Origin of the sequence: Allobosea sp. BE125 (assembly GCF_031456075.1) — a bacterium.
Taxonomy (GTDB): Bacteria; Pseudomonadota; Alphaproteobacteria; order Rhizobiales; family Beijerinckiaceae; genus Allobosea.
In genome coordinates, this window is the sequence record NZ_JAVDTY010000003.1 from 136,260 (window position 1) to 148,865 (window position 12,606).

General features: G+C 64.8%; 11 protein-coding genes. 2 read left to right on the plus strand and 9 right to left on the minus strand.

Features of this window, described 5'->3' with window-relative positions; translation table 11 throughout:
• Position 1: 1 nt before the first annotated feature.
• The 8 genes from J2Y55_RS09195 to J2Y55_RS09230 all read right to left on the minus strand — a co-directional run bounded on the left by J2Y55_RS09195 (position 2) and on the right by J2Y55_RS09230 (position 7,736).
• Positions 2 to 781, minus strand: coding sequence for an enoyl-CoA hydratase/isomerase family protein (locus tag J2Y55_RS09195; RefSeq protein WP_310151088.1), 780 nt, complete (start codon positions 779 to 781; stop codon positions 2 to 4).
• A gap of 15 nt (positions 782 to 796) precedes the next feature.
• Positions 797 to 1,990, minus strand: a complete 1,194-nt coding sequence (locus tag J2Y55_RS09200) for a CaiB/BaiF CoA transferase family protein (RefSeq protein WP_310151092.1) — start codon at positions 1,988 to 1,990, stop codon at positions 797 to 799.
• Positions 1,991 to 2,130: 140 nt separating this feature from the next.
• A complete protein-coding gene (glpX, locus tag J2Y55_RS09205) occupies positions 2,131 to 3,129 on the minus strand; it encodes a class II fructose-bisphosphatase (RefSeq protein WP_310151096.1) in 999 nt (332 codons plus the stop codon).
• A 72-nt stretch (positions 3,130 to 3,201) separates the two neighbouring features.
• Positions 3,202 to 4,548 carry a homoserine dehydrogenase gene (locus J2Y55_RS09210; protein ID WP_310151100.1) on the minus strand — a complete coding sequence of 449 codons (1,347 nt, stop codon included), beginning with the start codon at positions 4,546 to 4,548 and terminating at the stop codon, positions 3,202 to 3,204.
• A gap of 62 nt (positions 4,549 to 4,610) precedes the next feature.
• Entirely contained in the window at positions 4,611 to 5,075 is a 465-nt protein-coding gene (locus J2Y55_RS09215; protein ID WP_310151104.1) for a GNAT family N-acetyltransferase, read from the minus strand.
• A gap of 24 nt (positions 5,076 to 5,099) precedes the next feature.
• Positions 5,100 to 5,531: a hypothetical protein gene (locus J2Y55_RS09220; RefSeq protein WP_310151107.1), complete on the minus strand. Its 432-nt coding sequence runs from the start codon at positions 5,529 to 5,531 to the stop codon at positions 5,100 to 5,102.
• Positions 5,532 to 5,874: 343 nt separating this feature from the next.
• Complete coding sequence (locus J2Y55_RS09225; protein WP_310151110.1) at positions 5,875 to 7,095, minus strand: LL-diaminopimelate aminotransferase; 1,221 nt, start codon at positions 7,093 to 7,095, stop codon at positions 5,875 to 5,877.
• A 161-nt stretch (positions 7,096 to 7,256) separates the two neighbouring features.
• Complete coding sequence (locus J2Y55_RS09230; protein ID WP_310151113.1) at positions 7,257 to 7,736, minus strand: hypothetical protein; 480 nt, start codon at positions 7,734 to 7,736, stop codon at positions 7,257 to 7,259.
• A gap of 117 nt (positions 7,737 to 7,853) precedes the next feature.
• Here J2Y55_RS09230 and J2Y55_RS09235 point away from each other — a divergent pair, with 117 nt between their 5' ends.
• A complete protein-coding gene (locus J2Y55_RS09235) occupies positions 7,854 to 9,689 on the plus strand; it encodes a PHA/PHB synthase family protein (RefSeq protein WP_404978867.1) in 1,836 nt (611 codons plus the stop codon).
• Between the two features lie 150 nt (positions 9,690 to 9,839).
• Positions 9,840 to 10,628, plus strand: coding sequence for a transporter substrate-binding domain-containing protein (locus tag J2Y55_RS09240; protein ID WP_310151116.1), 789 nt, complete (start codon positions 9,840 to 9,842; stop codon positions 10,626 to 10,628).
• A 266-nt stretch (positions 10,629 to 10,894) separates the two neighbouring features.
• Here J2Y55_RS09240 and J2Y55_RS09245 read toward each other — a convergent pair whose 3' ends face one another.
• Entirely contained in the window at positions 10,895 to 12,214 is a 1,320-nt protein-coding gene (locus J2Y55_RS09245; protein ID WP_310151119.1) for an OmpP1/FadL family transporter, read from the minus strand.
• Positions 12,215 to 12,606 lie beyond the last annotated feature (392 nt).

A 12,606-nucleotide genomic window follows, 5' to 3' on the forward strand; every position in this document is an offset into this window, starting at 1 on the left:
TTCACTTGCCCTGCCAGTGCGGCGCACGCTTGCCGAGGAAGGCTTCCATACCCTCGCGGAAATCGGCGCTCATATAGCACATCAGGACAAGGTCATCGCCCTGTGGGTGACCATTGGCCTTGGCGATGCGGCGCAGCGCTTCCTTGGTCGCGCGCATCGTCAAAGGCGCATGGCCTGCGATCGTCGTGGCCAGTTCGCGCATCCGGACGAGGAGCGCGGCATGGTCGGCGACGAGCTCGTTGTAGAGCCCGATGCGCTGTCCCTCCTCCGCCTCGATCAAGCGCGCGGTGAAGACGATGTCCTTGACGCGGGCCGGGCCGAGCAGCGTCGCGAGCCGGGCGTAGTTGCTCATCGACAGGCAATTGCCGAGCGTGCGCGCCACCGGAAAGCCGAAGCGGGCCGATTGCGTCGCGACCCGGATGTCGCAGGCGCAGGCGATGCTGGCACCGCCACCCGTGACCGCGCCCGAGATCGCCGCGATGGTCGGGACCGGGCAGCTTTCGATCGCCGTGATGATACGGTCGATCCGACTCTCATAGGCCAACGCATCCTCTGGCGTATTGAAGGCGCGGAACTGCGTAATGTCGGTGCCGGCGGCAAAAGCCTTCTCGCCTGCGCCGGTAAGGACGAGCACTTTCGGGTCGCCATGGCCGGGGAGATCGCCGCAGATCGCGGCGAGCCGCTCATACATCGCGAAGGTCAGCGCGTTGCGGGCCTGGGGGCGGTTGAGCGTGATCGTGCCGATGCCGTCCGCAACGGTGTAGAGAATCTCGTCGTCCATGCTGTCCTGGCTCCTTCAGATCGCGCCACTATCCTTCAAACGCGTGATCGCCGCCTCGTCATAGCCGAGCTCGCGCAGGATCTCGGCATTGTGCTCGCCGGCTTCGGGCGTCGGCGTCTGCACGGAAGCCGGCGTGCGCGACAAGCCGACAGGCTCGCCGATGACGCGGATATCGCCGAGCACAGGATGCGAAACCGGCTGCGCAATGCCCAGATGCTGGACCTGGGGATCGTCGAACATCGCATCGACCGCATAGATCGGCCCGGCCGGCACGGCCGCCGCCTCGAAAGCAGCCAGCCAATGGGCGCTGTCCTGCGTGGTCAGGATACCTTCGATCAGCACGCGCAATTCGGGCCGCGCTTTGAGCCGCTTCGCCATATTGTCGTAGCGCGGATCGCTCGCGAGGTCGGGGCGGTCGATCGCCCCGCAGAAGGAGCGCCAATGCCCTTCCGCGCCGACGCCGATATTGATGTGGCCGTCGCGCGTCGCATAGACGCCCATCGGCGTCGAATAGGGATGGTCGTTGCCGGCCTGCGGCGGCACCTGCCCTTCGACCAGAAAGCGCGCCGCCTGGAAATCCATCATCGCGATCTGGGCTTCGAGCAGCGAGGTCTGGACCCATTGGCCCTTGCCGGAGACCGCGCGCTCCTGCAGCGCCACCAGCGCGCCGATCGCGCCATAAAGCCCGGCGGCGGAATCGGCGACTGCGATGCCGGCGCGCACCGGGCCCTGGCCAGGCAGCCCAGTCACCGACATCATTCCGCCCATGCCCTGGGCGATCTGGTCGAAGCCCGCGCGCGTCCGGTAAGGCCCGCTCTGGCCGAAGCCTGAGATCGAGACCAGGATCAGGCGCGGATTAAGCGCGTGCAGCGTCTCGAAATCGAGGCCGAGCCGCTCCTTCACATCGGGCCGGAAGTTCTCGACCAGGAGGTCGGCGCTCTCGATCAGCTTGCGCAGGACTGCCGCGCCGCCTTCCGTCTTCAGGTTGAGCGTCAGCGAGCGCTTGTTGCGATGCAGATTCTGCATGTCATAGCCATGCCGCGGCCCGCTCATGTTCTCGTTGGGGTCGAAGCCCGGCGGGCTCTCGACCTTGATCACATCGGCGCCGAAATCCGCGAAGACCCGCACGCAGGTCGGCCCCGCCCGGACGCGCGAGAGATCGAGCACGCGGAGGCGATTGAGCGCTGAAGACGGCGTCGGGCGCGGCATGGCTCTCTAGAGCAGTTTCCGATCCAATCGGATCGTTCGACTGCCCTAGCTCCTTGTTTTAAAGCGCTTTCTTCACGCGAACCGGTATCCACTTCGCTCGAAAACGCGCTGGGGTTCGGCGAGGCTCTCGCCCCTCGTGCTCAATCCAGCTTGAACTTCGCGAAGTCGCGGTGCTCGCCATAGATCCGGCGCACGGTGCCGGTGATCGAGCGATAGACGATCGTCTCGGTCTCGATGACGTCCTTGCCGAACCTGACGCCCTTCAGCATGCCGCCATTGGTGACGCCGGTGGCGCAGACGATAGTGTCGCCCGAAGCCATCTCCTCCATGCTGTATTTCCGGTTCGGATCGGTGATGCCCATGGTGAGAGCACGGGCGCGCTTCTCCTCGGTGTCGAGGATGAGGCGGCCCTGCATCTGGCCGCCGACGCAGCGCAGCGCGGCTGCCGCCAGCACGCCCTCGGGCGCGCCGCCGATGCCGAGATAGAGGTCGATGCCGGTCTTGTCCGGCTCGGTGCAGTAGATCACGCCGGCGACGTCGCCATCGGTGATTAGGCGGATCGAGCAGCCGGTCTTGCGGACCTCTTCGATCAGCTTGGCATGACGCGGGCGGTCCATGATCAGGGTCGAGATCTCGCTCGGCTTGACGCCCTTGGCCTTGGCCAGCGCATGGATGTTGTCGGTCGCGGACGCGTCGAGATCGACCACGCCGCGGGCATAGCCCGGGCCGATCGCGATCTTGTTCATGTAGACGTCGGGCGCGTTGAGCAGCTTGCCGGCTTCGGCCATCGCCATCACGGCGATGGAATCGGGCATGTCCTTGGCGCAAAGCGTCGTGCCCTCGAGCGGATCGACGGCGATATGGACCTTGGGGCCCTGCCTGGTGCCGACCTTCTCGCCGATGAAGAGCATCGGCGCCTCGTCGCGCTCGCCCTCGCCGATGACGATCTCACCATCGATCGGCAAACGGTTGAGCTCGCGGCGCATGGCGTCGACCGCCGCCTGGTCCGCCGCCTTCTCATTGCCGTGACCGCGCAGGCGCGCGGCCGAGACCGCGGCGCGCTCGGTGACGCGGACCAGCTCCATCGAGAGATAACGCTCGATGATCTGGTTCGGGGAAATACGGAGATCTTCGGACATGGATGGCTCCCTATGGGCAGTCGGCAATCGGCAGCGGGCAGTCGGACGTGGCTACTGCCGACTGCCGATTGCCTACTCCCGCTCTATACGGATGACTTGCGGCGGTTCCGCGATATGGCCGTCGGCAGAGACCTTCTCCAGCGCCGCCCGGATCGCGGACTCGCTGGTGGCGTAAGTGATGAGCACGACCGGGACCGGCGCGCCGGAACGCCCGGAGGGATCGCGCGCAGCCGCGCTCTCCGAACGGCGCTGGACGATGCTTTCGAGCGAGATGTCGGCTTCCGCCATGCGGGTCGCGATTGCGGCCGCCGCGCCGGGATGGTCGAGCACGGCAAGCCGGACGTAATAGCCGCCCTCATGCCGCTGCATCGGCGCGCGGGTCGGCGTTTCCAACCGCGCCACAGGCAGGCCGAAAGGCAGGCCCGCCGTGCCGCGCGCGACATCGGCGATATCGGCGACGACGGCCGAGGCCGTCGGGTCGCCGCCCGCACCGGGACCGACCAGGGTGATCTCGCGCACCGCGTCGGCGTCGATGGTGACGGCGTTGGTCACGCCCATCACCTGCGCGATGGCCGAGGATTTCGGCACCATGGTCGGGTGCACGCGCTGTTCGATGCCGGTCTTGGTCCGCTCTGCAACGCCGAGCAGCTTGATCCGGTAGCCGAGCTCGTCGGCCATCTTCAGGTCGAGCGGAGCGATCGAGGAAATGCCTTCGACATGAATCGCTTCGGCGTCGATCTTCGTGCCGAATGCGAGGCTGGTCAGGATGGCGAGCTTATGGGCGGTGTCGTAGCCCTCGACATCGAAGGTCGGGTCTGCCTCGGCGTAACCCAGGCGCTGGGCGTCGGCGAGGCAGGCCTCGAAGGTCAGCCCCTCCATCTCCATGCGCGAGAGGATGTAATTGCAGGTGCCGTTCAGGATGCCATAGAGCCGCGTGACATTGTTGCCCGACAAGGCCTCGCGCAGCGTCTTCACCACCGGGATGCCACCGGCCGACGACGCCTCGAAGGCCAGCGCCACGCCCTGCTCCTCGGCAAGCGTCGCCAGTGCCACGCCATGATGGGCGAGCAGCGCCTTGTTGGCGGTGACGACCGATTTTCCGGCGGCGAGCGCCGCCTCGACCGCAGCCTTGGCCGGGCCGTCCGAGCCGCCGACGAGCTCGACCAGGCAGTCGATCTCCGAGGATTTCGCCAGCGCGACGGGGTCGTCGAACCAGGTCAGGCCGGCAATATCGACGCCGCGATCCCGGGTCCTGTCGCGCGCCGAGACGGCGGTGACGCGAATGGCGCGGCCGCAGCGGGCGGCGAGCGCATTCTCCTGCCGGCGCAGGATGCGCAGCACGGAGGCTCCAACGGTGCCAAGCCCGGCAAGGCCGATGCGAAGCGGCGAGGATTGTGGCGAGGGAGGCGCGAGGGTCATATGGCGCGGGGTCGCATGAGGGGAGGCGCGAGTCAACGGCGCAGGTCGGGATGATAGGCCATTCACGCCGGCTTGAGCGACTTGACCATGAAGATGCTCAACGGGTCGTTGGCATAGGAGCCGAACGGTCCGCACTGCTTGAATCCGATGCGCCGGTAGAGCCCCAAGGCCTCATGCGACTTGACGCCCGTCTCCAGGAAGATTTGCCGGACGCCGTCCTGGGCAGCAGCAGCCTCAATCGCCTGGACGAGCCGGAAGCCGACGCCCTGCCCTCTCGAATCGGGATCGACGAACAGGCGCTTCATTTCAGCCGAGCCATCCGGGAAGACGGCATAGCCGCCGCATCCCAGCGCCTTGCCATCCGCTCTCGCGACGAAGAAACGGACATTGTCCGCCAGCAGCGCGGTCAGGGGCGATCCGAACCTGCTCTCCGAGGGATAGAGCGCCGAGGAGCGCTCATCAGCCTTCCCGAGGAAATCAACAACGCTCGGCTGGTCCGGACTTTCCTGCTGAACCACGATCGTCATGACAGGTTCTCCGCATAGATATGGTCACTCGAAGCGGCAGACCACCTCGGCTGCAATCCGCTTCACCTTCTTGTCCGCGAAGCTCAGATGGATCCGCAGCAGGTTGTTGCCGAAGGCCGTGGCCTTGATCGTCCGCAGCGCCTCCACCGAGGCTCCGTCCCAGGCCGTCGAGTTCTCGATCATCGGGCTCCAGAACCAGGGCTTCGGCGGCACGATGGTCACGCTCTCAAGAACCTGCTCGGCCTGCGCCTGTTCAGTGCCCAGGGGGATATAGCGGGCGACGATCTCGGTGGCGTCCCGGCCGCAATCGCGCGCGATCGTCGCGGCCAGTACATCGGCGACCAGCGGCGAATCCGTCTGGGGCAGTCGCCCGCGTGAATAGTCAAAGGTGGCGACGAGGCAGATCAACGCGAACAGGCCGAAGCCGATGCCGATCAGACGGCCTTTTGAGAACATCTCACGCGCCTCGGTCCAAGTCCGGACGAGAATGTCCGCCGCCAAGGGGTTCCCATGTTTGGGCGGCGCGGTCCAGTCCTTACGGTCCTTCTGACATCCTCTGCGTCATCCCGGACGCAGCCCCCGGGTCCGGTCTTTGGCCGGCCCAAGGATAAACTCTGCACAGACCCGGAATTCGAAGTGCGTCATGATCGGGCTTGGCCCGGCCATCTCTGATTTCAGCTGGCTGGTCATGAGATTCTCGGGTCAAGCCCGAGAATGACGCCCTTCGATGGATCCCGGGGCAAGCCCGGGATGACGCGGTGGATGGTATTGGCGTCGCGCCCCGGATTGGCTTCCGCCCTCACCCCGCCTTCGGCATCTGGATGACGTTGTGCAGGGTCTGGTCGGCCGTCTTGAGGAAGCGGCCGACATTGCGGGCCGCCTGGCGGATGCGCTGTTCGTTCTCGACGATGGCGATGCGGACGAAATCGTCGCCATGCTCGCCAAAGCCGATACCTGGCGCGACCGCGACCTCGGCTTTCTCGATCAAGAGCTTCGAGAACTCCAGCGAGCCGAGATGGCGGAACTTCTCCGGAATCGGCACCCAGGCGAACATCGAGGCCTGCGGCACGGGCACGTCCCAGCCGGCCTTGCCGAAACTCTCGACCAGCGCATCGCGGCGCTTGCGGTAGATCTCGCGCATCTCGCGGATGCAATCATCGGGGCCGTTCAGGGCAGCAGCCGCCGCGACCTGGATCGGCGTATAGGCGCCATAATCGAGATAGGATTTTACCCGCGCAAGCGCAGCGAGGAGCCGCTCATTGCCAACGGCGAAGCCCATGCGCCAGCCCGCCATCGAGAAGGTCTTGGACATCGAGGTGAACTCGACCGCCACATCCATCGCGCCCGGCACCTGCAGCATCGAGGGCGGCGGGTTGTTGTCGTCGAAATAGACCTCGGCATAAGCAAGGTCGGAGAGCAGGATCAGCTCGTGCTTCTTCGCGAAGGCGACGAGATCACGGTAGAAATCGAGCGAGGCGGTGAAGGCCGTCGGATTCGCCGGGTAGCAGGTGACGAGCGCGATCGGCTTCGGCACGGAATGGATGATCGCCCGCTCCAGCGCCGGAAAGAACGCCGGCGTCGGCTCGGCCGGCACCGAGCGGATGACGCCGCCCGCCATCAGGAAGCCGAAGGCGTGGATCGGATAGCTCGGATTGGGCACCAGCACGACATCGCCCGGGCCGGTGATGGCCTGCGCCATATTGGCGAAGCCCTCCTTGGAGCCGAGCGTCGCGACGACCTGCGTGTCCGGATTCAACTTCACGCCAAAGCGCCGCTCGTAATAATGCGCCTGGGCGCGGCGCAGGCCGCCGATGCCCTTGGAGGCCGAATAACGGTCAGTGCGCGGCTTGCCGGCGGTTTCGACCAGCTTCTCGATGACATGCCTTGGGGCCGGCAGGTCGGGATTGCCCATGCCGAGATCGACGATGTCGACGCCTTTGGCGCGTTCGGCTGCCTTGATCTTGTTGACCTGTTCGAAAACGTAAGGCGGCAAGCGCTTGATGCGGTGAAAATCGGCCATATCGAACAGATCCCTCGCCAGGACGGCGGACTTGTGATGCGCGCAAGTCATAATCCTTGCGCCAAGGGTGCTTAGCACCGCATCTTCGGTCATGGCAGCCCTAAAAACGCAAGAATCGATCGAACGTCAGGGAAAGGCCGGTTTCTCCCACCGATGCCGGCTCAGTTCGTCGGCAGCGCCGCAGCGGGAGCCGGCGCCGGCAAGGCCTTGCCGAGCGAGACGGCCTGGGACCCTGCCGCATCATTGGCAATGCGCCTGGCCTCGAGCTGGCTCTCGATCTGCTTGAACTCGGCGCGCCGCTTGCAGGGGTCGGTCGGCTTCTGATCAGGCACGGGAGCCGTGAAACGGGCGGCTTGACCCGTCGGCGTATAGGCCGGCGGCGGGGTCGGGCCCGCACATAAAGGATTGACGGCGATCGTCTTGTTGATCGGGATATATGCCGGATCGACAGGGCGGGTCTGCTGCACGAAGCTCTTGGCCTCTTGCGGAGTGGTGGCGATTCCGGCGACTTCGGCGACCGTCTTGACCGGCCCCTCGCCCGCGCAGCCTGCCAGCGACAGGGCAAGCATAGTCGGCCCCAGCAGCATGATCATCGATTTCGTCATGGGCACATCGAAGAGCTTGGGCGGATCGAGCGGCATGAGCGGTTCCGGCGCATTGTCGATTTTTGTTTGTCAATCATATCGGCTACGTCCTTAATGGGACCAAAATGGGGAGTGTTAAGCTGCCCCGCAGAATAAAGCGACGGGAGAGGCGCCATGAATCGGCCAAAGGACGACAAGCCGAGACTGGACGCCGGTTCGCCCGATGCCGCGCCGGAGACCCTAGCGCCCGACTTCGATCAATTCACGCAGAATATGGGCCGTCTGGTCGAGGAATACGGCAAGGTCACCGCCGCCTATCTGAAGCCGATCGAGCGCGGCGAGGCCAAACCGGCTGCGACCGAAGAGGTCAGCGAGATGGTCAAGACGCTTGGCCGAGTCGCCGAGCGCTGGGTCAGCGATCCCCGCAAGATCATGGAGGCGCAGGCCTCGATCACCGCCGATTTCCTCAGCCTGTGGAGCGCCACGCTGAAGCGCGTCAGCGGCGAGGCGGCCGAGCCCGTGGCGCAGCCCGACAAGCGCGACGCGCGCTTCAACGACCCCGATTGGTCGGCGCATCCGATGTTCGATTTCGTCAAGCAGGCCTATCTCATCGGCTCGCGCTGGGCCGAGGACATGGTCGAACGCACCGAGGACATCGACCCGCATACGCGCGAGAAGGCACGTTTCTACGTCAAGCAGATCGCAGGCGCGCTCTCACCCTCGAACTTCGTCGCGACCAATCCGGAATTGCTGCGCGAGACGCTGCGGCAGAACGGCGACAATCTCGTGCGCGGCATGAAGATGCTGGCCGAGGACATCGAGGCCGGCAAGGGCGAGCTCAAGATCCGCCAGTCGGACGCGCATGCCTTCGAGGTCGGCGTCAACATCGCCACCACGCCGGGCAAGGTGATCTTCCGCAACGAGATCATGGAGCTGATCCAATATGCGCCCGCAACCGAGCAGGTGCTGAAGCGCCCGCTGCTGATCGTGCCGCCCTGGATCAACAAGTTCTATATCCTCGACCTCAACGCCGAAAAGAGCTTCATCCGCTGGTGCGTGTCGCAGGGGCTGACAGTCTTCTGCATCTCCTGGGTCAACCCCGACGAGCGCCACGCTGCCAAGGATTTCGAGAGCTATATGCGCGAGGGCGTCTTTGCTGCGCTCGACGCCGTCGAACAGGCAACGGGCGAGAAGCGCGTCACCACGATCGGCTATTGCGTCGGCGGCACGCTGCTCGGCGTCTCCCTGGCCTATATGGCGGCAGCAAAGGACAAGCGCATCGACAGCGCCACCTTCTTCACGACGCAGGTGGATTTCTCCAAGGCCGGCGAATTATCCGTCTTCGTCGATGAGGACCAGATTCGCGCGGTCGAGGAGAAGATGGCCAAGAGCGGCTATCTCGACGGCTCGCGCATGGCCGGCGCCTTCAACATGCTGCGGCCGAACGACCTGATCTGGTCCTATGCGATCAACAACTATCTCAAGGGCAAGGCGCCGACCGCCTTCGACCTGCTCTACTGGAACGCCGATTCGACCCGGATGCCGGCCGCCAACCACTCCTTCTACCTGCGCAGTTGCTATCTCGAGAACAAGCTCTCCAAGGGCGAGATGCGCATCGGCGGCAAGACGCTCGACCTGAAGAAGGTGACGATCCCGATCTATAATCTGGCCGCGCGCGAGGACCATATCGCCCCGGCGCCGTCGGTCTTCCTCGGCTCGCAATGCTTCGGCGGGCCGGTCGATTACGTCGTGGCCGGCTCGGGCCATATCGCCGGCGTGGTCAACCCACCCGCCAAGGTCAAGTATCAGTACTGGACCGGCGGTAAGGCCGAAGGACGCTACGAGGACTGGATCGCGGCGGCCGCCGAGCATCCCGGCTCCTGGTGGCCGCACTGGTTCGCCTGGATCGAGGCGCAGGCGCCAAAGCGCGTGCCCGCACGCCAACCCGGCGACGGCAAGCTCGAGCCGCTCGGCGAGGCTCCGGGAAGCTATGTGAAGATGAAGGCTTAGGACGGGAGATTGCGGCGGGGCGGGCTGCGCCGGAGCGGATAAGGTGGTGACCACGATACCCTGACGCTCAACAATGGGCCGAGGTCTCCCATGCCGAGGTTTCACATGCCCAGGTTTCACATGCCGAGGTTGCTCTTGCCAAGGTTTCCCATGCGCTGTGCCCTGCTCACGTTCATTGCGGTCTTGCTCGCCTGTCCGGTGCAGGCTGCCGACCCAGTGCTGGCGCCGAGCGGCACGCTGCGCGTTGCATATATCGGTACGAACGTCGCACAGGCTCGCCTCGACCCGGCAACCGGCACAGTTTCAGGTGTGATCGCCGACATCACGCGCGAACTGGGCCGCCGGGCGGACGTGCCGGTCAGCATCACGCCCCTTCCGACGGCCGCCGCCGTGCTTGAGGCGGTCCGAAGCGGCCAGGCGGACATCGGATTTGTCGCTCCTAACCCGGCGCGCACTGGTATCGTGCTCTACTCCCGGACGTACATGCTGGTGCAGCAGAGCGCGCTTGTGAGTGCAGATTCCCCGCTCCGCTCTGTGAAGGAGCTTGACCGACCCACTCAGGTGATCGGGGTGAACACCGATGACAGTGTCGGCGTGTGGCTGAAAGGGCGGCTGATCGCAGCGAAAGTGCGAGAGACGCCCGACTATACCTTGCGAGACGCTGTCCAGTGGCTTCGGACCGGGGACGTGATTGCCTTCGCGGGCGGGCGACAGCGGCTCTCCAGCGCGACGCTGGGCGTTCCCGGCCTACGAATGCTCGACGACAATTTTTATGGTGTACCGCAAGCCGTGGCCGTGCCGATCGATCATCAGGATCGGCTTCAATTGGTCAACGCGGCCCTCAGTGAGATGCGCTCAAGCGGTTTTCTGGCGGGCTCCGTCGCGCGCAGCGGCATCGACGGTCTTGCGGCTGCTCCAGCCGATACGCAGGAACAGTGACCATAGCTGGCCCGAAAAGCTAGAGCATTTTCGAGCGAAGCGGACCCCGGTTCGCGTGAAGAAAGTACGACAAAACAACGAAGTAGAGCATTTCCGCACCTCGGAGAAACGCGGAAATGCTCTAGGAGCCGGGGACATCTCGTAAGCCGGGCCGCCGCCATGACCGCGGCCCATCCGCAGCAAGCCTTCACAGCCCCGCGCGCGCCCTAAGCTCACAACAAAAAGCCGGCCCGAAGGCCGGCCTTTCCTTTGTGCGGAAGCTCCGCTCAGTTCTTGCGGACGACCGGGCGCACCGGGATCGCCTCGGCGGGGTCGTCCCAGCGATAGGTCAGGCCGACCGAGGCGATGTGGATGAAGGGCTTGGCCTCGGCAGTGTAGAACACGGCGGCCTGCTGAGGATGGCTGCCGGTGTAGTTCACGCTCGCCTTCTTCACATCGATATAGGTGTAGCCGAGATCGAGCTTCAGCTTGTCGGTGACCTGATAGCTCAAGCCGGCCGAGAGCCAGAGGCGATCATTGTCGGCGATGAAGATCGTGCGGTTGCGGTCGTTCACGGCCGAGAGCTCGTAGCCGACACCGGCGCGCAGCGTCAGCGCGTTGCTGTACTTGTATTCCGCGCCCAGCGAGAAATACCAGGCATCGTCATACTGGAAGTTCAGGCTCGTGACCGGCACGCCGTTCGCCTTGGCGACGATCGGAATGTTGCGGAAGCGGCTCCAATTCGTCCATTCCACGCCGGCATGGACCTGCCACTGATCATTGATCACCTGCGACACGCCCAACACGACCGAATCGGGCAGGTTGAGGTTGGCCTTGACCGGAACGACCGCGAGCGGCGTGCGGAACGTGCCCTCGAGCGTCTGGCGCACCTCGGAGCGATAGGCCAGGCCGATCGAGGTCCCCTGGAACGGCGTCAGGGTGAAACCGAAGCGATAGCCGAAGTCGATCGTATCGCCTTCGATGATGACCGGCGCCGCCGTCGGGCCGACGCCCGAAGCCTGCTTCAGCGCGGCATTGAAATACTGGACCTGCAGCGCGGCGCCGACCGAGAGCCAGTCGTTCACCTTGTAGCCGACGTTCGGCGAGACGTTGATCGTCTGCACCTTGGCCGAGCGGCCATAGACTTGTCCGGCATTGACCTGCTGGTCGGGCTTGGAGCGCAGCCCATAGGGCGCGCCAGTGGTCACGCCGAGCCAGAAGCGGTCGGTGAGCTGCCAGGCGCTGTAGGAGGCGGGGATGAAGGCGCCGTCGCCGCCGAGATTGCCGGTGCCGTTCTGGATCGGGTTCAGCGGGCCGAGCGGCGAACCAAGGCGCGTGGCCGCAGTCGGCTGATAATCGGCATTCGCGTTGAGATAGGTGAAGTTCCAGTTGCTGTTGCGGCCGGGGAACATGGTGATCGTGGCCGGGTTCCAGGCCATCGACCCCATGCCGATACCGCCGGAGGCAGCGCCGGCATAGGCCATGCCGAGCCCTTCAGCGCTCTGGCCGCTGCGGATGGCGAAGGAGCTGGCGGAGGCAGAGCCAGCCGCGAGAAGAGCAGCTGCCGAAACGGTTGCCGCGGCGATGAGGCGAACGGTGCTCTTCATCCTAATCCATCCCTTTGATTGCATCTTTCGAGGTCGAAGCGCCTCGCTGACACCACCATGACGTGAGGCCGGTTTCGCCGCAATCCCGCCGCAAGCGCCCTGAAAACGCCGCAACTTCGCTTGTTTCCGAAGCGTCATGCCGGAAAACCGCTAAAAACCTGGCGATTTCTCGCATCGTCGCGAAGCAGCATGGGTAAAACGATCGTTTACATGCGAACTATCGTCGATTTCGACACACCCGGCTAAAAACCACGCAGGGCAGCCCGATTGCCGGGCATGTTGCTTTCGCGGGATACGTTGCATCGGCGCAACAATCTCATGGCTATCCAGACGCAGCCGCGTCATGCGCGGGAACTCACTTGTCATTGCGCGCCCCATCCGCTCAGGTGCGC

Excerpts from the sequence above, each read along its gene's own strand:
- J2Y55_RS09195 (WP_310151088.1), bottom strand. The coding sequence starts at position 781 with ATGGACGACGAGATTCTCTACACCGTTGCGGACGGCATCGGCACGATC.
- J2Y55_RS09200 (WP_310151092.1), bottom strand. The coding sequence starts at position 1,990 with ATGCCGCGCCCGACGCCGTCTTCAGCGCTCAATCGCCTCCGCGTGCTC.
- glpX (WP_310151096.1), bottom strand. The coding sequence starts at position 3,129 with ATGTCCGAAGATCTCCGTATTTCCCCGAACCAGATCATCGAGCGTTAT.
- J2Y55_RS09210 (WP_310151100.1), bottom strand. The coding sequence starts at position 4,548 with ATGACCCTCGCGCCTCCCTCGCCACAATCCTCGCCGCTTCGCATCGGC.
- J2Y55_RS09215 (WP_310151104.1), bottom strand. The coding sequence starts at position 5,075 with ATGACGATCGTGGTTCAGCAGGAAAGTCCGGACCAGCCGAGCGTTGTT.
- J2Y55_RS09220 (WP_310151107.1), bottom strand. The coding sequence starts at position 5,531 with ATGTTCTCAAAAGGCCGTCTGATCGGCATCGGCTTCGGCCTGTTCGCG.
- J2Y55_RS09225 (WP_310151110.1), bottom strand. The coding sequence starts at position 7,095 with ATGGCCGATTTTCACCGCATCAAGCGCTTGCCGCCTTACGTTTTCGAA.
- J2Y55_RS09230 (WP_310151113.1), bottom strand. The coding sequence starts at position 7,736 with ATGCCGCTCGATCCGCCCAAGCTCTTCGATGTGCCCATGACGAAATCG.
- J2Y55_RS09235 (WP_404978867.1), top strand. The coding sequence starts at position 7,854 with ATGAATCGGCCAAAGGACGACAAGCCGAGACTGGACGCCGGTTCGCCC.
- J2Y55_RS09240 (WP_310151116.1), top strand. The coding sequence starts at position 9,840 with ATGCGCTGTGCCCTGCTCACGTTCATTGCGGTCTTGCTCGCCTGTCCG.
- J2Y55_RS09245 (WP_310151119.1), bottom strand. The coding sequence starts at position 12,214 with ATGAAGAGCACCGTTCGCCTCATCGCCGCGGCAACCGTTTCGGCAGCT.